The sequence below is a fragment of the Paraburkholderia sp. DHOC27 genome, assembly GCF_003429005.1.
GTDB lineage: Bacteria > Pseudomonadota > Gammaproteobacteria > Burkholderiales > Burkholderiaceae > Paraburkholderia.
In genome coordinates this window covers 83,635-101,924 of record NZ_QVQV01000012.1, presented here as the reverse complement: position 1 = coordinate 101,924, position 18,290 = coordinate 83,635, and the positions used below count along the sequence as shown (strand labels likewise).

17 protein-coding genes are annotated in these 18,290 nt (G+C 63.4%); 13 read left to right on the top strand and 4 right to left on the bottom strand.

Annotated elements, in window-relative coordinates; genetic code table 11:
• Nucleotides 1-28: 28 nt before the first annotated feature.
• The gene (locus D0B32_RS29835; protein ID WP_117337935.1) at nucleotides 29-883 is read right to left on the bottom strand and encodes a helix-turn-helix domain-containing protein; all 855 of its coding nucleotides are present in this window, start codon (nucleotides 881-883) and stop codon (nucleotides 29-31) included.
• Between the two features lie 114 nt (nucleotides 884-997).
• Here D0B32_RS29835 and D0B32_RS32735 point away from each other — a divergent pair, with 114 nt between their 5' ends.
• Nucleotides 998-1,165, top strand: coding sequence for a hypothetical protein (locus D0B32_RS32735; RefSeq protein ID WP_181969950.1), 168 nt, complete (start codon nucleotides 998-1,000; stop codon nucleotides 1,163-1,165).
• Between the two features lie 91 nt (nucleotides 1,166-1,256).
• The gene (locus tag D0B32_RS29830; RefSeq protein ID WP_117337934.1) at nucleotides 1,257-1,910 is read left to right on the top strand and encodes a C39 family peptidase; all 654 of its coding nucleotides are present in this window, start codon (nucleotides 1,257-1,259) and stop codon (nucleotides 1,908-1,910) included.
• A gap of 177 nt (nucleotides 1,911-2,087) precedes the next feature.
• On the opposite strand, the gene D0B32_RS29825 is transcribed toward D0B32_RS29830, so the two are convergent.
• Nucleotides 2,088-2,291 carry a hypothetical protein gene (locus D0B32_RS29825; protein ID WP_117337933.1) on the bottom strand — a complete coding sequence of 68 codons (204 nt, stop codon included), beginning with the start codon at nucleotides 2,289-2,291 and terminating at the stop codon, nucleotides 2,088-2,090.
• Nucleotides 2,292-2,576: 285 nt separating this feature from the next.
• Between D0B32_RS29825 and D0B32_RS29820 the strand changes: the two genes are divergently transcribed.
• Nucleotides 2,577-2,795: a hypothetical protein gene (locus tag D0B32_RS29820; protein WP_117338004.1), complete on the top strand. Its 219-nt coding sequence runs from the start codon at nucleotides 2,577-2,579 to the stop codon at nucleotides 2,793-2,795.
• A gap of 66 nt (nucleotides 2,796-2,861) precedes the next feature.
• Here D0B32_RS29820 and D0B32_RS29815 read toward each other — a convergent pair whose 3' ends face one another.
• Nucleotides 2,862-3,602, bottom strand: coding sequence for a FadR/GntR family transcriptional regulator (locus tag D0B32_RS29815; protein ID WP_117337932.1), 741 nt, complete (start codon nucleotides 3,600-3,602; stop codon nucleotides 2,862-2,864).
• Nucleotides 3,603-3,896: 294 nt separating this feature from the next.
• Between D0B32_RS29815 and lhpH the strand changes: the two genes are divergently transcribed.
• From lhpH to zwf, 3 genes are all read left to right on the top strand, one after another.
• A complete protein-coding gene (lhpH, locus tag D0B32_RS29810) occupies nucleotides 3,897-4,904 on the top strand; it encodes a trans-3-hydroxy-L-proline dehydratase (protein ID WP_117337931.1) in 1,008 nt (335 codons plus the stop codon).
• Nucleotides 4,905-5,024: 120 nt separating this feature from the next.
• Nucleotides 5,025-5,993, top strand: a complete 969-nt coding sequence (gene lhpI / locus D0B32_RS29805) for a bifunctional Delta(1)-pyrroline-2-carboxylate/Delta(1)-piperideine-2-carboxylate reductase (protein ID WP_117337930.1) — start codon at nucleotides 5,025-5,027, stop codon at nucleotides 5,991-5,993.
• A gap of 148 nt (nucleotides 5,994-6,141) precedes the next feature.
• Nucleotides 6,142-7,623, top strand: a complete 1,482-nt coding sequence (zwf, locus tag D0B32_RS29800) for a glucose-6-phosphate dehydrogenase (protein WP_117337929.1) — start codon at nucleotides 6,142-6,144, stop codon at nucleotides 7,621-7,623.
• A gap of 107 nt (nucleotides 7,624-7,730) precedes the next feature.
• On the opposite strand, the gene D0B32_RS29795 is transcribed toward zwf, so the two are convergent.
• Entirely contained in the window at nucleotides 7,731-8,810 is a 1,080-nt protein-coding gene (locus D0B32_RS29795; protein ID WP_117337928.1) for a GlxA family transcriptional regulator, read from the bottom strand.
• 334 nt (nucleotides 8,811-9,144) lie between these two features.
• On the opposite strand from D0B32_RS29795, the gene D0B32_RS29790 reads away from it, so the two are divergent.
• Genes D0B32_RS29790 through D0B32_RS29760 form a run of 7 tightly spaced genes read left to right on the top strand, consistent with a single transcriptional unit; the run spans nucleotide 9,145 to nucleotide 18,276 of the window.
• Nucleotides 9,145-10,557, top strand: a complete 1,413-nt coding sequence (locus D0B32_RS29790) for an L-serine ammonia-lyase (protein WP_117337927.1) — start codon at nucleotides 9,145-9,147, stop codon at nucleotides 10,555-10,557.
• Nucleotides 10,558-10,573: 16 nt separating this feature from the next.
• Nucleotides 10,574-11,818: a sarcosine oxidase subunit beta family protein gene (locus tag D0B32_RS29785; protein WP_117337926.1), complete on the top strand. Its 1,245-nt coding sequence runs from the start codon at nucleotides 10,574-10,576 to the stop codon at nucleotides 11,816-11,818.
• A 24-nt stretch (nucleotides 11,819-11,842) separates the two neighbouring features.
• Entirely contained in the window at nucleotides 11,843-12,154 is a 312-nt protein-coding gene (locus D0B32_RS29780; protein ID WP_117337925.1) for a sarcosine oxidase subunit delta, read from the top strand.
• Nucleotides 12,151-15,150 carry a sarcosine oxidase subunit alpha family protein gene (locus D0B32_RS29775; protein WP_117337924.1) on the top strand — a complete coding sequence of 1,000 codons (3,000 nt, stop codon included), beginning with the start codon at nucleotides 12,151-12,153 and terminating at the stop codon, nucleotides 15,148-15,150. The genes D0B32_RS29780 and D0B32_RS29775 overlap by 4 nt, the downstream gene beginning before the upstream one ends.
• Nucleotides 15,140-15,790 carry a sarcosine oxidase subunit gamma gene (locus tag D0B32_RS29770; protein ID WP_117337923.1) on the top strand — a complete coding sequence of 217 codons (651 nt, stop codon included), beginning with the start codon at nucleotides 15,140-15,142 and terminating at the stop codon, nucleotides 15,788-15,790. The genes D0B32_RS29775 and D0B32_RS29770 overlap by 11 nt, the downstream gene beginning before the upstream one ends.
• 47 nt (nucleotides 15,791-15,837) lie before the next feature.
• Nucleotides 15,838-16,152, top strand: a complete 315-nt coding sequence (locus tag D0B32_RS29765; protein ID WP_117337922.1) for a hypothetical protein — start codon at nucleotides 15,838-15,840, stop codon at nucleotides 16,150-16,152.
• A 54-nt stretch (nucleotides 16,153-16,206) separates the two neighbouring features.
• Nucleotides 16,207-18,276 carry a type IV pili methyl-accepting chemotaxis transducer N-terminal domain-containing protein gene (locus D0B32_RS29760; RefSeq protein WP_117337921.1) on the top strand — a complete coding sequence of 690 codons (2,070 nt, stop codon included), beginning with the start codon at nucleotides 16,207-16,209 and terminating at the stop codon, nucleotides 18,274-18,276.
• The last annotated feature ends 14 nt before the right edge of the window (nucleotides 18,277-18,290 follow it).

Here is an 18,290-nt window from a genome sequence, read left to right as displayed (position 1 = left end):
GCGCAGCGGCCGCGCGTGCAAGGCGCACTCAGGCGCGGTTCAGCCGCTTGGACAGATCGGCCACCAGAATCGCCATGCGCGCCGGTTTTTCGTAGCAGGCTACATTGAAGTTACGGATGACTTCGCTGATCTCCGACTCACTCGCCTTGCCGGTGAGCAGCTCGCCGGTCAGCACGAACAGCGGCGCGTCGGGATTCTCGGAGGCGCGCACGGCGCGAATCGCCGCCGCTGAAGTCTGGTTGCCGAACAGCCAGTCGATCACCACGCCGTCGAACACCTGGCTTTGCAACTGCTCGTGAAAGGCCGCGAGACCGTAGATGGCCATCGCCGCGAAGCCGCTGCGTTCGAGGTAGTCGCGCAGATTGTCCGCGGAGGCCTGGTCGTCATCCACCACCGCGATCAGCGGTTTATCCACCTCGCCACGGCGCGGATAGATTTCGATCTTGTGCACTTCGTACGCGCTTTGATAGAGCGCGCCGTCGTGGCGCGTCACCCGCCATTGCCCCTGTTTCGAATAGGCGATGAACTCGGGACGCGAGCCCGGTTCGAGCGCCGCGCCCACCCATGCCGTGCAGGCCAGTTCCACAGGGCCGATGCAAAACACCGCTTCCTGCGCGATGGCGCCCACCATGCCGGGATCGAGCGATTGCGCGCCGAACAGTTGCGCGGCCGGTTCGCCGAACACCTCGGCGACTTTCTTGATCTGCGAAAGCGTCCACGGACTATTGCCGCGCAGCTTGCGGTGCCCCTGCGAAAAGCTCAGATCGAGGATGCGGCACAGTTCGGTGGTCTGTTGCCGTTTGCCGATGCCATGACGGCTCATCAATTCGCGCACGCGTTCCGCGACCGCGATGGAGTCCGGTGAGGTAGCTTCATTGGCCATGCTGCGTGGTGGTCCGTTTTTTTAAATGGTATCGATGAAGCTCGCGAGAAGTCTTGACGGCGAAGCGTTGCTCCGGCTGATGTGCGTGCCAACTGCTCACGCATGGGAGAGCAAATGTACAGCAAAAAGATCGCGTCGCCGCTTTATGCCGCTGCCGCAGACCGGCCTGGTGGGGCGCTGCGGGCGGGTGTGATGCCAGACGTTGTTGCCCAGACGGGTGCTGCCCGATGCATGCTGAATATTTTACCGGGTAAAGTCGTGCGGACCTGTAATGAAATGTGAGCGCCCAAGGTCTTTTCTTGACACATCGACACAGCGGCCTCATGCACTCATGCTAAGTTGCGGACTTCGTTCAACCTATCCAACCTGATCCATGAAAGAACCGATCGTGCGCAATTTCGGTGTGCCTTATTACTCGCAGTGGGGTAGCCCCGAATGGGTCGCGCGCATTGCGGAGCAGAATCTCGATCCGTGCGAGGACCCCGCGTGGCCACGCAGCGGCTTCACGGATCCGGACCGTTACCGCTTCTGGGCGCAACGATTGTGTGGCTTGACCTGCCTCGAATCCGCGCTGGATTTCTGGGGCATTGCGCACCCTTCGCGTGCCGACATGCTGGACGAGGCGCTGCGTCATGAGGTGTATCGCGTGCGCGAGGACGGCGGGGTGGACGGCTTGACTTACCGACCGTTCGCATCGTGGGCCGAGCATGCATTCGGTCTGCAGGTGGAGGTATGGCCCGAAGCGAAGCTGGAAGAGATCGCGGCATGCATCTCCGGCGACACGCTCGTTATCGCATCGGTGAGCCCGGAAATTCGCCGTCCCGAGAAGGCCAACCAGGATCGCGGTGGACATCTGATTCTGCTGCATGGGCGGGACCCCGGCGGCGTGTGGTTTCACAATCCGTCCGGCGTCGAAGCGTATCAGGCCGATGCCTACTTGCCCTTCGAGACGATGAAGCGTTTTTACGCGGGCCGCGGCATGACGCTGACGCGCGCCTCCAACGAAACGTCGAGCCTCGTGGCTTAATCCATCACCTGCAATCACGTCTGATTCACGTCTGATCCACGTCTGATTCGACGATCTGGCGCCGGCTAGTGCGACTGGTCTCTGCATCGCTGCCCACGCCTTGACAACACGCTAGTCGGGTCCGAATTCTGCTGACCAATTCGCGAGGCGGCAGGGGAGTCCGATCAGCGTTCTGCGTCAGCGTGCCTGGTGCGAATGACGGCCGGGCTCGCGAGGCAGGTTGTCGAAATCGCCCGCCGCCAGCATGACTTCATACAGGCTGTGACGCTCATGGGAACGCCAGATCGCCTGCACGGCACGGCGCATCGTTGCGATGAACGAGGCGGCGCTCGCGCGGCGGTTGGCGGGCGCAGCGCGCGACGAAGCAGATTGGCTGGACATCGCGGACACCTCCTTGCGGCAGATTGACTTAGGGTTAATACCTAAGTGTTTGCCAGTATAAGGTGTCAAAAATAAGTGCGCGGTGCCGCAAGCTGTCGTTCACGCGGTGCTGTTGTCTTTAAGCGTCCTCTGCACGTCGCCTCGTATTGGTCGTGGACCACATTTAACAGCGGAGGCCATATGTTCATTTCTTTTTCGGACCGCCCGGCGGCGGGGTTATCGGTTGGACTCCCGCGCGCGCCACGCGGCCGCCACGCCTATGCGGCACGCGCCCTCACGCTGGTGATGGCGCTTGCGAGTCTCGGCGTCAGCCTGAACGCACACGCCGCGACACGCGACGAGCAGGAGAAAGCCTGCCGCGGTGATGCGATGAAGTTCTGCAGCGCGGATATCCCCGACAAGGACAAGATCACCGCCTGTATGAAGCAGCACAAGAGCGAGCTGAGTCCGGGATGCCGGGCGATGTTCAAGCCGGATAATCAGTCGTCGGGTCAGTCCGACTAGCTGAATGATGAGTGAGCGCGCCGCGCGGCCGCGCTGATAAAAGGCCAGCACGTTGCGGATACCACGCTACTTCGGCGCGATGTCGCGGCGCACCCGCATGATGTGCTGTTCGACGTAAAACGCCGCGGCATCCGCATCGCCCACCACGATCGCCTCGTAGATGAGCCGATGCTCGGAGACGTACAGGCGAATCCGCCCGGTGTCGTAAATGCCGTCGTCCTTGAGCCGCTTCCAGAGCGGCTGATCCATCGTGTTCGCAACTTCGTCGGCAATCTTCACCAGCAGCGCGTCGCCTGTCATCACCGCCAGTTGACGATGGAACAGGCGGTCGCTGTTGTTCCAGAGCACGCGTTGCCCGTCATCCGTTAGATCCACGATGGAATCCATCTGCGCGAGATAGTGCTCCGCCAATGGGTCGGGACGCGCCTGCGCGGCGGCGCGCCGCGCGATGGCCGGCTCGAGGATCAAACGCACATCGAGCGTGGACGTTGGGCTGAAATCCGGATCGCCGGACGTGGCGGCGTTGGCGGGCGGCGCGGCGGTTAGCCGTTGCAACGCATCGGCACAAACGTAAGTACCGGAGTTGCGGCGCGTGATGACCAGACCTTCGTTCTGCAACGCGCCGATCGCCTCACGCACCGCAGGACGACCCACCCCAAAGCGGGCCGCCAGTTCGCGCTCCGACGGCAGACGCGAATCCGCGACGAACTGCCCATTCCGAATTGCCGCGCGGATACGCTCGGACACCTGCTCGTAAATCTGCTTCAGACGAAACGTGCTTTCCAGTGCGAGGGCGGGAGTGACCATGAGCGCCTGCTTGCCTGCAATGTGAGGAGGGGATCCGCTGCCCCGAAACCAGACCACTTTCTGGCAGCGATTTTTAAACTGGTTGATGCTGAACCACATTTGGTCTACATTTTGAGCCAGTATAGAACAGCAAGGAGGAGATAGCGTGGTGCTGGTAGAAGAATTTTCGACGCGTCCAACGGTGGATGCCGCCGCTCGTGTGGGCTTCGCAGACGCCTTTGCATGCGCATTTGCAAGCGAGTTTGCAAGCGCACCTGCAAGCGCATTTGCCAACACAAAAGGCGTGCGTCGACCATGAAACTGAATCGCGTGATCAGCACGGTCGAAGTGCACACCGGCGGCGAACCGTTTCGTCTCGTCACGAGCGGGCTGCCAAAATTTCCGGGCAAGACAATCGTCGAGCGGCGCAGCTGGCTCAAGGAAAATCACGACCAATTGCGGCGCGCGCTGATGTTCGAGCCACGCGGCCATGCGGACATGTACGGCGGCTACCTGACGGAACCGGTCAGTGAGGGCGCCGACTTCGGCATCATCTTCGTCCACAACGAGGGCTACAGCGACCATTGCGGTCACGGCGTGATTGCGCTTGCCACCACGGCGGTGGCGCTCGGCTGGGTCGAGCGCACGGAACCGGAAACGCGCGTGGGTATCGACGCACCATGCGGCTTCATCGAGGCCTTCGTCCAATGGGACGGCGATCACGCAGGACAGGTGCGCTTCGTCAACGTGCCGTCGTTTATCTGGCAACGTGACGTGACCGTGCAGACGCCGAGCTTCGGCGCGGTGACGGGCGATATTGCCTTTGGTGGCGCGTTCTATTTCTACACGTCGGGCAAGCCTTTCGATCTGGCGGTGCGTGAACCCGAAGTGGAGCGTCTCATCCAGTTCGGTGCCGAAGTGAAACGCGCGGCCAATGAAGCGTTCAAGGTCGTGCATCCCGAGATACCCGAGATCAATCACATCTACGGCACGATCATCGACAACGCGCCGCGTCACGCGGATTCGACCCAGGCCAACTGCTGCGTGTTTGCCGACCGCGAGGTGGATCGCTCACCCACGGGCTCAGGCACGGCTGGCAGGGTGGCGCAACTGTATCTGCGCGGCGAGTTGGGTCGCGACGAAACCCTCGTCAATGAATCGGTGATCGGCACGATTTTTCGCGGCCGTGTGCTGTCCGAAACGAAGCTCGCGCAGTTCGACGCGGTGATCCCCGAAGTGGCAGGCGACGCGCATATCTGCGGCTTTGCCAACTGGATCGTCGACGAACGCGATCCGCTCACGTACGGGTTTCTCGTGCGCTGACGTAGTTCCGTGCGCGTCGCGCCTCGTGCTTGTGTCTTGCACCTTGCGCGAGGCGTCATACGCTTTTCATGGATGCGCAGTCCCACCGCCTGATCCCTCTCTCACCCAAACGTGCAGACCATGACCCAGCCCACCACGCAGATTTTCGATGCCGCCGCGACCGCCCGGCTCACGCCTTATGCAAAGCTCGTCGAGGCGTTGAAGACGGCGTCGATCGACTATGCGCAGCAGCGCATCGTCAGCCCCGAGCGTCTGGTGGTGCCGCTCAATGCGGGTGGCATCATGCTGTCGATGCCGGCCACCGCACCCGATCTCGGCATCCACAAACTGGTCAACGTGTGCCCGGCCAACGGGCCGCGTGGTCTGCCGACCATTCACGGCCAGGTGATGGCGTTCGACGCGGACACCGGCGCAACGCTCTTCATCCTCGATGGCCCGACCGTCACCGGTCGCCGCACGGCGGCAATGTCCATGCTCGGCGTGCAGACCTTCAAGGGCGGCGCATCGGGCAAGAGCGCGCCGCGTGCGTTTCTGCTGATCGGCACCGGCACGCAGGCCGCCAACCACGCGCAAGCCATCAGCGAACTGTTTCCCGCGGCAACAGTGTGGGTGAAGGGTCATGCGGCGGGCAAAGCTGAAGCGTTCTGCAATTCGCTGGCCTCCCAGCTACATCAGTCGCAAGGCAACGCCATGAATCTGCGGCCGCTGCCGGGCTCCGACGTACCGGATGAGGTGGACGTGGTCATCGCGCTTACCACCAGCCGTCAGGCCGTCTATGACGACGCGCCGCGTGCGGAGCGGCTGGTGATCGGCGTCGGCGCCTTTACGCCGCAAATGCTGGAGCTGGGCGCGCACACCGTGCATGGCAGCGCGCTCTATGTCGACGATCTGGCCGGCGCACGCCACGAGGCGGGCGATTTCATCCAGGCGGGCGTGGACTGGGCCAACGTGACAGGCATCGCCGCGCTGCTGGATGGTTCGGCGTCGCTGCCGGCGGCCAGCACGCCCGTGCTATTCAAGACCGTAGGCTGTGCGGCATGGGACCTGGGGGCATGCCGGGTCGCGCACGAAGCCTTGCAACACAACTGACTTTTTTCGACTTTCGGCGCCGCGTAAGGGCGCGCTACGTGCAAACATTCGAAAAACGTTGCAACATAGGCGTCTGCCGGAAAACGCCGAGCCTTTCGGTGTTTTGTTCTTGACTGCCTGACGCCTACTACGACGGTGCCTCCGCGATATGATTACCCAACACGCCTCTGCCAGCCCCGACTTGCCGCTCGATATGATCATCTTCGGCGGTACCGGCGACCTGTCGTTCCGCAAGTTGCTGCCCGCGCTTTACATGGCGCATCTGCACTGCAATCTGCCGCCGGACACCCGTATTCTTACCATCGGCCGCCGGCCGTGGTCGCGTGAGGAATACATCAACGAATTCATGGAAGCGAAGGCGAAGCCCTTCATTGACAAGAAGTGTTTCGAAGCGGGCGCGTGGGACAAATTCCTCGCGCTGTTCGAGTACGTGCGCATGGACGTCGACTCTGCCGAAGACTATCAGCGCCTGAAGGAAGCGTCGCGCGAAGGCTCGCGGCGCGTGTTCTATCTGGCTACGTCACCGGACCTGTTCACCGACATCTGCGACAACCTCTCGGCCGCCGGTTTGATCGACGAGCATTCGCGTGTGGTGCTGGAAAAGCCGCTGGGTCACGATCTGGCGTCCGCGCAGGAAATCAACACCGCCGTTGGCCAGCACTTCAATGAAGCGCAGATCTACCGCATCGACCACTACCTCGGCAAGGAAACGGTGCAGAACCTGATGGTGCTGCGCTTCGGCAACGCGATTTTCGGCCCGCTGTGGCAGGCGCCGTACATCAAGAGCGTGCAGATCACGGTGGCGGAAACGGTGGGCGTGGGCAGCCGCGCGGGCTTCTATGACAAGACCGGCGCATTGCGCGACATGGTGCAGAACCACTTGCTGCAACTGCTGTGCATCGTGGCCATGGAGCCGCCCGTCTCGCTCGATCCGGACGCGGTGCGCGACGAGAAGCTCAAGGTTCTGCGCTCGCTGCGTCCCATGACGCCCGAAGACATTGCGCGTGACACGGTGCGTGGTCAGTACACGGCGGGCGCGGTGGACGGCGAAGCCGTGAAGGGCTACCTCGAAGAGGACAACGTGCCGACCAACAGCCGCGCCGAAACCTTCGTTGCCTTGCGGGCGCAGATCAACAACTGGCGCTGGGCCAACGTGCCGTTCTTCCTGCGCACCGGCAAGCGCATGCAGAAGAAGGTGTCGGAGATCGTCATCGAGTTTTCCGAACTGCCGTTCTCGATCATTCCGAGCGGCCCGCGTCACTACGGCAACCGCCTCGTGATCCAGTTGCAGCCGGAAGAATCGATCCAGTTGCAGATGCTGGCGAAGGAACCGGGCAGCGGCATGCATATGCTGCCGGTGAATCTGAACCTCGATCTGCAGCAGGCTTTCACGGAGCGTCGCGCCGAAGCGTATGAACGTCTGCTGATCGACGTGATCCGCGGGCGTCTCACGCACTTCATGCGCCGTGACGAACTGGAAGCGGCATGGGCCTGGGCCGAGCCGATTCTCGAAGGTTGGCAGAAGTCGGGCGAGCGTCCGCGCGGCTATACGGCCGGCACGTTTGGCCCGGCGGCGTCAACCACCTTGATGGCGCGTGAAAACGCGGTGTGGGCGGAAGAGTCGGAGTAATACGCTCGCCTGCCGTAGCGTAAGCTGAAAATGACAAAGGCGGCCGCGCAAGCGAGCCGCCTTTGTTCGTTTACACAGTCAAAGTTGAGCCAGCCAAACCTCAACGCTCAATACACGTCCACCCGCCCCGGAAACGTCTCATCGAACACCGCCGCGTCTTCCGTCGGCACCGCGCCTTGCTGCTCGCGGAACATTACGGGCGGCACGCCGAACTGCTTGCGAAATTCGCGTCCCAGATGCGAGGCGTCAGAAAAGCCGCAACTCGACGCGATATCCGCCACGCTGCGATCCGAACTCGTCAGCAGCCACGCAGCGGTACGCAGCCGCACCTGCTTGGCGAAGGCTTGCGGGCTCTTGCCGGTTTCCGCCTTGAATAGCCGCTCCAGTTGACGCGGCGACATATCGAGCTTGCAGGCGAGTTCTTCGAGCGGCAGCGAGCGCCCGACATGCTGCTCCATCAGCAGGATGGCACGCTTCACCTTGGGATGCGTGGCGGGTTCCAGCCCCGGTGGATGCGGCTGCGGCGCGTTGCCTTTCTGCATTTCGCCGACCAGCAGGATGCGCAGCGCCTTCTGCACGGTGGCGTGCTCGAAGTGCCGCAGCAGGATCGCGGCGGCCACGTCGATCGACGCCCGGCCGCCTGAGCAGGTAATGCGCCGCCGGTCGATCACGAACAGGCGGTCCGCGATCAACGCATCCGGGCTCACCGCCGGAAAGCGCTCCACGAAATCCCAGTAGTGAAACCAGCTGACGCAGATGCGGTGTTCGTCCAGCACGCCCGCGCGCATCAGCGCGAACACGCCGGTACAGATGCCCACCAGCGTGGTATTGCCGCGTGCCGCCCGACGGATGAACTGCAGTGTTTCATCGTTGGCCTGTGGACCCGAATGCAGCAGACCGCCTACCACCACCACGTAATCGAACGGCTCGGCCGTTTCGAAGATTTCCCACGGCGTGACCTGGATGCCGCAACTTGCGCGCACCGGCGCGAGCGTGTCGCCGATCACGCTCCACGAGCAGCGCACCGGCTTGCTGTAGTCGCCTTCGTCGGCAGAGAGTCGCAGCATGTCCACGAAGCCGGAAAACGCCGTCAGCGTGAAGTTCGGCAGCAGCACGATGCCGAAGCGAATGCGCTCCTTGGCGACGGCGTCGATGGAAGTCAGCGGTAGCGTCTCAGCGGTTTTCATGGAGCAACAGCGCCAGCATGCGTCATAAGGGCTCGAAAAATGGGGTAGGCGCGATGCACCAAGGTTTCACCCAAGGTTCACCCAGGCAGCGCGCGCCGACTTGCGCTTTTCCGTCATCAACCATCGCAGAAGCGCACGGGCGGTGGGCCCACAGCCCGTGGTGACGGTCCCGTGCCAGATTGATGGCGTTTTTGTTCTATCGGCCGATTTTACGCTTTGGTCTACTGGGGTCATGGAGAAACATCCGTGCAGGCGCTGCTTGACGGCCATTCAGCACGGGCTACGGCTCCGGCAAACCCGCCGTTCAACCGCATTTTCAACACCAGGCAGGCTCATGAACGTCAGCGTCTTCGATCTGTTCAAGATCGGCATCGGTCCGTCGAGTTCGCATACGGTCGGCCCGATGATTGCGGCGTGCCGCTTCGCATCGCACATCGAGGACGCCAACCTGCTTGCTTTCGTGCGACGCGTGAAGGTCGAACTGTACGGCTCGCTGGGCGCGACCGGCAAGGGTCACGGCACCGACAAGGCCGTGCTGCTCGGCCTCGAAGGTCATCTGCCCGACACCATCGACCCGGACCTGATCGAGCCGCGCCTCGCCCAGATCCGCGCGGACAAAACCCTGGCGCTGCTCGGCAAACATCACGTGCAGTACGACGAGAAAGAGCATCTGTCGTTCTTTCGCAAGCTGATGGCGGGCACCGGGGTGGTCCATCCCAACGGCATGCGTTTTCAGGCGTTCGACGAAAACGGCCAGTTGCTGGTGGAGAAAGAGTATTACTCGATCGGCGGCGGCTTCGTGGTGAATCGCGAAGGCGATCGCGTCAACGGCGTGCGCGCGGGCAACGACGTGCCGTTTCCGTTTCGCACCGGCGACGATCTGATGCGCGTATGCCGCGAGAACGGTCTGTCGATCGCCGAAGTGGCGATGGCCAACGAATGCGCAGCACGTCCTGCCCGTTCCGCGAACGGGCTGTCGCCGAGGGAACAGGTTCGCGAAGGTCTGCTGACCATCTGGCGTGCCATGGCCGCCTGCGTGGAACGCGGTTGCAAAGGGCGCGGCGAATTGCCGGGACCGATGCGCGTCAAACGCCGCGCGGCCGACCTGTCACATCATCTGCGGACGCGCTCCGAAGAATCGCTGCGCGATCCGCTCTCGATGCTCGACTGGGTCAACCTCTACGCGATGGCCGTCAACGAAGAAAACGCCGCCGGTGGCCGCGTCGTGACGGCGCCGACCAATGGCGCGGCGGGCGTGATTCCGGCTGTGCTGCACTACTACGTGAAGTTCGTGCCCGGTTCGAATGATGACGGCATCGTGACCTTCCTGCTGACCGCTGCGGCGATCGGCATTATCTACAAGGAAACGGCCTCAATCTCCGGCGCCGAAGTGGGCTGTCAGGGCGAGGTCGGCGTGGCCTGTTCGATGGCTGCCGCGGCGCTCGCTGCCGTGATGGGCGGCACGCCCACCCAGGTCGAGAACGCTGCCGAGATCGGCATGGAGCACAACCTGGGCATGACCTGCGATCCGGTGGGCGGCCTCGTGCAGATTCCCTGCATCGAACGCAATGCGATGGGCGCGATCAAGGCGCTCAACGCGTCACGCATGGCGCTCAAGGGCGATGGTCAGCATTACGTCTCGCTCGACAACGTGATCAAGACCATGCGCGAAACCGGCGCCGATATGAAGACGAAGTACAAGGAGACGTCACGCGGTGGTCTCGCCGTGAACGTCATCGAATGCTAGAAACGAGAACTGCGACATGAGCCACTATTCGATATTCAGTCTGTTCCGCAACGGGTTGTCGTATCACGAGAACTGGGAGCGGCAGTGGAGAAGCCCGGAGCCGAAGCGCGAATACGACGTGGTGATCGTCGGCGGCGGTGGCCACGGCCTCGCCACCGCGTACTACCTCGCGAAAGAGCACGGCGTGCGCAATATCGCGATCCTCGAGAAGGGCTGGATTGGCGGCGGCAATACCGCGCGCAATACCACCATCGTGCGTTCGAACTACCTGTGGGACGAATCCGCCGCGCTCTACGAGAAGGCCATGAAACTGTGGGAGGGCCTCTCGCAGGACCTCAACTACAACGTGATGTTCAGCCAGCGCGGCGTGCTCAACCTGGCGCATACGTTACAAGACGTGCGCGACACCGAGCGCCGCGTCAACGCGAACCGTCTGAACGGCGTGGATGCGGAATTCCTCACGCCCGAGCAGATCAAGGAAATCGAGCCCACCATCAACCTCAACAGCCGCTATCCGGTGATGGGTGCGTCCATCCAGCGGCGCGGCGGCGTGGCGCGTCACGATGCGGTGGCGTGGGGCTTTGCGCGCGGCGCGGATCAGCACGGCGTCGATATCATCCAGAACTGCCAGGTCACCGGCATTCGTCGTGAAGGCGGCGCCGTGACCGGCGTGGATACGGTGAAGGGCTTCATCAAGGCGAAGAAAGTGGCGGTGGTGGCGGCCGGCAATACCTCGACACTCGCCGACATGGCCGGCGTACGCCTGCCGCTCGAAAGCCATCCGTTGCAAGCTTTGGTATCCGAACCGATCAAGCCGGTGGTCAACACCGTGGTCATGTCGAACGCCGTGCACGCGTATATCAGCCAGTCCGACAAAGGCGATCTGGTGATCGGCGCGGGGGTGGATCAGTACACCGGCTTTGGCCAGCGTGGCAGCTTCAACATCATCGAAGGCACGCTCGAAGCAATCGTCGAAATGTTCCCGGTGTTCTCGCGCGTACGGATGAACCGGCAGTGGGGCGGCATCGTGGATGTCTCTCCGGACGCCTGCCCGATCATCAGCAAGACCGATGTCAAGGGCCTGTACTTCAACTGCGGCTGGGGCACCGGCGGCTTCAAGGCGACGCCCGGATCGGGCTGGGTGTTCGCGCACACCATCGCCAACGACGCGCCGCATCCGCTCAACGCACCGTTCTCGCTGGACCGCTTCTACACCGGTCATCTGATCGACGAACACGGCGCTGCTGCCGTCGCCCATTAACTCAACGCACCTGACGGAGAAATCATGCTGCTGATCGAATGCCCGTGGTGCGGGCCACGCGCCGAATCCGAATTTTCCTGCGGTGGAGAAGCGGGCATTGCCCGACCGCTCGACACCGACAAGCTCACCGACAAGGAATGGGGCGACTACCTGTTCATGCGCAAGAATCCGCGCGGCGTGCATCACGAACAATGGCTGCATACGCAGGGCTGCCGCCGCTGGTTCATGGCGACGCGCGACACGGTGTCGTACCAGATTCTCGGCTATGAAACCTTTGGTGGATCAAGCACCGCTGGTCAAGAAGATCAAGACGCTCACGAGGGCAAGCAACCATGAGTCAGAAAGACCGCCTCGGCGCCGGTGGGCGCATCAATCGCGCCATTCCGTTGACTTTCACGTTCAACGGTCGTACGTATCAGGGTTTTCAGGGCGACACGCTGGCTTCGGCGTTGCTCGCCAACGGCGTGCACTTCGTGGCGCGCAGCTTCAAGTATCACCGTCCGCGCGGCATCGTCACGGCGGGCGTGGAAGAACCGAATGCGGTGGTGCAGCTCGAACGCGGCGCGTACACCGTGCCGAATGCGCGTGCGACGGAAGTGGAGCTGTATCAGGGGCTCGTCGCGACCAGTGTGAATGCCGAGCCGAGTCTCGAGCACGACCGCATGGCCATCAACCAGAAATTTGCGCGCTTCCTGCCGGCGGGCTTTTACTACAAGACCTTCATGTGGCCGCGCAAGTGGTGGCCGAAATACGAAGACAAGATTCGTGAAGCGGCGGGACTCGGCAAGGCGCCCGAAGTGATCGACGCCGACCGTTACGACAAATGCTTCGCGCACTGCGACGTGCTGGTGGTGGGCGGCGGCCCGACCGGCCTCGCAGCCGCGCATGCGGCGGGGCTTTCCGGCGCGCGCGTGATTCTGGTGGACGATCAGCGTGAACTCGGCGGCAGCCTGCTGTCGTGCAAGAGCGAGATAGACGGACGCGCGGCGCTGCAATGGGTCGAAAAAATCGAGGCCGAACTGCGGCACATGCCCGAGGTACAGATTCTGTCGCGCAGCACCGCGTTCGGTTATCAGGATCACAACCTCGTCACCATTACGCAGCGGCTGACCGATCATTTGCCCGTTTCGCTGCGCAAGGGCACGCGTGAACTGCTGTGGAAGGTGCGGGCAAAACGCGTGATTCTCGCCACCGGTGCGCACGAGCGTCCCATCGTGTTCGGCAACAACGATCTGCCTGGCGTGATGCTGGCATCGGCCGTGTCGACGTACATTCATCGTTATGGCGTGTTGCCGGGTCGCGAGGCCGTGGTGTTCACCAACAACGACGGCGGCTATCAATGCGCGCTCGATCTGAAAACCTGTGGTGCGACAGTGACCGTGGTCGATCCGCGCGGGCCCAGTGAAGGCGCGTTGCCGGCCGCCGCACGCCGTCATGGCGTGAAGGTGCTGAACAACGCCGTGGTGACGACCGCGCGCGGCAAGCTGCGCGTGAGTTCGGTTGAAGTGGCCGCCTTTGCCAACGGCAAGCCCGGCGCCAAACAGCCGGATCTGAACTGCGATCTGCTGGCGATGTCGGGCGGCTGGAGCCCTGTGTTGCACCTGTTCGCGCAGTCCGGTGGCAAGGCGCACTGGAACGACGACAAGCTGTGCTTCGTGCCGGGCAAGGCGATGCAGCCGGAGAGCAGCGTCGGCGCGGCCGCTGGCGAATTCAACCTGGCGCGCGGCCTGCGCTTCGCCGTGGATGCGGGTATCGAAGCGGCCAAAGCGGCGGGCTTCACGGCGACGCGTCCGCAGGTGCCGGGCGTGACCGAGCGCAGCGAAGCGCCGTTGCTGCCGCTCTGGCGCGTGGGCAGCCGCGAAACGGCTTCACGTGGACCCAAGCAGTTCGTCGATTTCCAGAACGACGTTTCCGCCGCCGATATCCTGCTGGCCGCGCGCGAAGGTTTCGAATCCGTCGAGCACGTGAAGCGTTATACGGCGATGGGCTTCGGCACGGACCAGGGCAAGCTTGGCAACATCAACGGTATGGCGATTCTCGCTGAGGCGCTCGGCAAGACGATCCCGGAAACCGGCACCACGACGTTCCGGCCGAATTACACGCCGGTCACGTTCGGCACGTTCGCGGGGCGTGAACTGGGTGATCTGCTCGATCCGATCCGCAAGACCTGCATCCACGAATGGCATGTGGAAAACGGTGCGGCCTTCGAGGACGTGGGCAACTGGAAGCGCCCCTGGTACTACCCGCAAAATGGCGAGGACCTGCACGCGGCGGTGAAGCGGGAGTGTCTCGCGGTGCGCAACAGCGTGGGCATTCTGGATGCGTCGACGCTCGGCAAGATCGACATTCAGGGTCCCGACGCTGCGCAACTGCTCAACTGGGTCTACACGAATCCGTGGAGCAAGCTCGAAGTGGGCAAGTGCCGCTACGGCCTGATGCTCGACGAAAACGGCATGGTGTTCGACGACGGCGTGACCGTGCGGCTCGCCGATCAGCACTACATGATGACCACCACCACCGGCGGCGCCGCGCGCGTGCTGACCTGGCTCGAACGCTGGTTGCAGACCGAGTGGCCCAACCTGAAAGTGCGGCTCGCCTCGGTGACGGACCACTGGGCCACCTTCGCCGTGGTGGGGCCGAAGAGCCGCAAGGTACTGCAGAAGGTGTGCAGCGATATCGACTTCGCCAACGGTGCGTTTCCGTTCATGTCGTATCGCGAAGGCACGGTGGCCGGTGTCGCCGCGCGCGTGATGCGCATCAGCTTCTCGGGCGAACTGGCCTACGAAGTGAACGTGCCCGCCAACCTGGGCCGCGCCGTGTGGGAGGCGTTGATGGCCGCGGGCGCCGAGTTCGATATCACGCCGTACGGCACGGAAACCATGCACGTGCTGCGCGCGGAGAAGGGCTACATCATCGTGGGTCAGGACACGGACGGCTCGATCACGCCGTACGACCTCGGCATGGGCGGGCTCGTGGCGAAGTCGAAAGACTTCCTTGGCAAGCGTTCGTTGACGCGTTCGGATACGGCGCGCGAAGGCCGCAAGCAGTTCGTGGGCCTGCTGCCCGACGACGCCGGCTTCGTGCTTCCCGAAGGCAGCCAGATCGTCGCGGGACCGTTTTCGGGCGACACCGCGCCGATGCTCGGCCACGTCACGTCGAGCTACTACAGTCCGATCCTGAAGCGATCGATCGCGCTCGCCGTCATCAAGGGCGGCCTCGACAAGATGGGGCAGAACGTGACGATCCCGCTTGCGAACGGCAAACAGGTTGCAGCGAAGATCACCAGCCCCGTTTTCTACGATACCGAAGGAGTGCGTCAACATGTGGAATGAAGCAAGGGGCAATGCGACCGACGCGGCCGCGGCGCTGCGGCAGCGCGCGGCGGGTGAGGTGTGGCAGGAGTCGCCGCTGGTGGGCGTTGGCGATCTGCTGAAGACGCATCAGGCGGGCGCCTCGAAGAAGTTCAGCTTGAGCGAGCAGGCGTTTCGCGATCTGGTGAACGTGCGTGGCGACGTCACAGACCCCGCGTTCGTCAGTGCGGTGGAATACGTAACGGGCTGCCGGCCGCCCGCGAAGCCGAACACGGTGGCGCGCGGCAACGGTTACGACGTGCTCTGGCTCGGCCCGGACGAATGGCTGGTGTGCTCGCAGCAGCAACAAGGCGCGACGCTCGAAGGCAAGCTCAGGCAGGCGCTGACGGGACAGTTCGCGTCGGCGGTGGATATCGGCAGCGGCTATACGCTGCTCGAAGTGAGCGGCGAGAGAGTGCGCGAGGTGATTGCGCGCGGCTGCCCGCTCGATCTGCATCCGCGCGTGTTCACGCCGGGGCAATGTGCGCAGAGCCACTATTTCAAGGCGTCGATGGTGCTGGTGCCGCTGAGCGCCGACACGTTTCAGTTGATCGTGCGGCGCAGCTTCGCCGATTACTTCTGCCGGATCATGCTCGACGCAGCCGCGCCGTTGATGGCATGAAGGTGGGCGGCAAAGTGCTGAACATCACGCCGTCGCGGTGAACGATCGTGCCGCGCGCCCACACTTCGCTCCTGCTCAAGCTGGCCTATGAGGCGGGAGACTGCCGCGCGGCGCTCGCATTGCTGGAGCGGAGCATGGCGCTGCAGCATCGGCGCATTGCGTTGATCCGCTATTTGCAGGCGCAGTATCTGCATGCGCCGCTGGAAGCGCGTCATCATGAGTATGTGCGGGACGTGGCGGCGCACATGAGTGAGGAGACCCTGCGGCGCGTGGTGGGAGAGGCGCGTGTGCGGGCGGGGAGAGGGCACGTGCCCGTTGCCGACCGACATGACATGGCGGAGGTGTCGTTGCTCGAGCGTTGATCTGTATCAAGGGGCCGTCCTTGGTCCCGCCGCAAACGCGCATAGACTGTTTTTATGCGTCCCGTTCTCTCTTCCCTTGCCGGGCACCTTACCCGGAACCTTATCTGGCAACCTGGCTGGCAACCGGGCCGCTTTCTCGTCTGGCCGCGCCGCTGGTCTCTTACCGCCAAACTTGCAGCGCTCGTCGCCACCTTGCTCACGCTGGCGCTCGCCTCGATTGGCCTCACGCTCTGGATCACCTGGCAACTCGACGGCGGCGCGGCGGCGATCAACGAAGCCGGCCGCATGCGTATGCAGACTTACCGGATGGCGTTGATCCTGCGTGAGTCGCCGTCGCAGGCAAACGAACTGGCACGACGCTTCGACAACAGTCTCGCGTTGCTGCAACACGGCGACCCGGTCCGCCCTTTGTTCGTACCGTGGAACGATGAGGCCCGAGCGCGTTTTGCCGAAGTCAGGCAGCAGTGGCAAGTCTTGCGGCCACGCTGGACCAGCCCGGTTCCGCCCACGCCTGACCAGATCATGCGCGACGCGAACCGCTTCGTCATCCTGATCGATGCGTTCGACTCCGCCATCGAAGCGCAACTGGCGCGCTGGACCGCCATTCTCAATGGCGCGCAGACCGGCCTGCTGGTGCTGGCCATTGGCAGTTCGCTCGCGCTGCTCTACGTTGGCCATCTACTGGTGCTGGCGCCGGTCGCGCGGCTGACCGCCGGTGTGGCGCAAGTCGAAGCGGGCGACTTTGCGACGCGTGTCGAAGTCGTTTCGCAAGACGAGTTCGGACAGTTGTCGAGCGGTTTCAACCGGATGGCGCGGAACCTGCAACAGCTGTATGCCAGTCTCGAACAGAAGGTCAGTGACAAGACCGCGAGCCTCGAACGGGAACGCGCGCGGCTGTCCGCGCTGTATGAGGTGAGCGCCTTTCTTGCCGAGGCGGGCACGCTGGATGAACTCGCGCATGGCTTCGCGCAGCGCGTGCGACGCATCGCCGGCGCCGACTCGGTCGCGATTCGCTGGTCGAGCGAGGCGAGCGACCGTTATCTGCTGCTGGCCGGTGACAGCCTGCCGTCGTTCATGATCGAAGACGAGCAATGCGTGAGCGCGCAGGATTGCCTGTGCGGCCAGAGCCAGGCTCAGGCCCAGACCGGGGCCGTTTCCCAAAGCGCGCCGCCTGCGCTTACTGCCGCTCGCGTGATCCCGGTGCGCGCCGAAGGACCCGGCGCAGCACGCCTTGGGCATTGTCCGCGCGCCGGTTACGCGACACTGGTCGCCGTGCCCGTGGTGCTGCACCAACGCAGCTTTGGCGAAATCGATCTGTTTTTTCGCAGCGAAACGGCTTTATCCGCGCAGGATCGCGATGTGCTCGAAACGCTGGCGAGTCATCTTGCCAGCGCCGTCGAGAATCTGCGCGTCAGCGCGCTCGAACGCGAGACGGCCGTGTCGGAAGAGCGCACCTTGCTCGCGAGCGAACTGCACGATTCGATTGCGCAATCGCTCGCGTTTCTGAAAATCCAGGTGCAGTTGCTGCGCGATGCCTTGCCTGTCAACGCCAACCTCGGCGCTGTCGCCGAGGCGCAGGTGGCGCGGATCGTGGATGAACTCGATGCCGGCGTGCGCGAAAGCACGAGCGATGTCCGCGAACTGCTGATGCATTTCCGTACCCGCGGCAACACGGAGGACATCGAGGCCGCCTTGCGCACGACGCTGCGCAAGTTCGAACATCAAACCGGACTGCCGACGCATCTGAGCATCGAGGGCCACGGCTTGCCGCTCGCCGCCGACGTCCAGGTGCAGGTGCTGCATGTGCTGCAGGAGGCGCTCTCGAACGTGCGCAAGCATGCCGAGGCCCGCGAAGTCTGGCTGGAGGTGCAGCGCGGCCCCGCATGGAGCTTCGAAGTGCGCGACGACGGTAACGGTATGGATACAGCGCGGCCGGTATCCGGCGAAACGCATGTTGGCATGCGCATCATGCGCGAGCGGGCGGCGCGCATCGGCGCGCGCGTGGTGATCGACTCGGTGCCGGGGGCGGGCACTTGCGTGACGCTCAGCTTGCCGCCGCATCAATCCATCACGCTTGCGCCGCGTGGCGAACCCGAGCGCGATGACGTACCTGAACGTGCCTGAAGTTGCTACCGAAG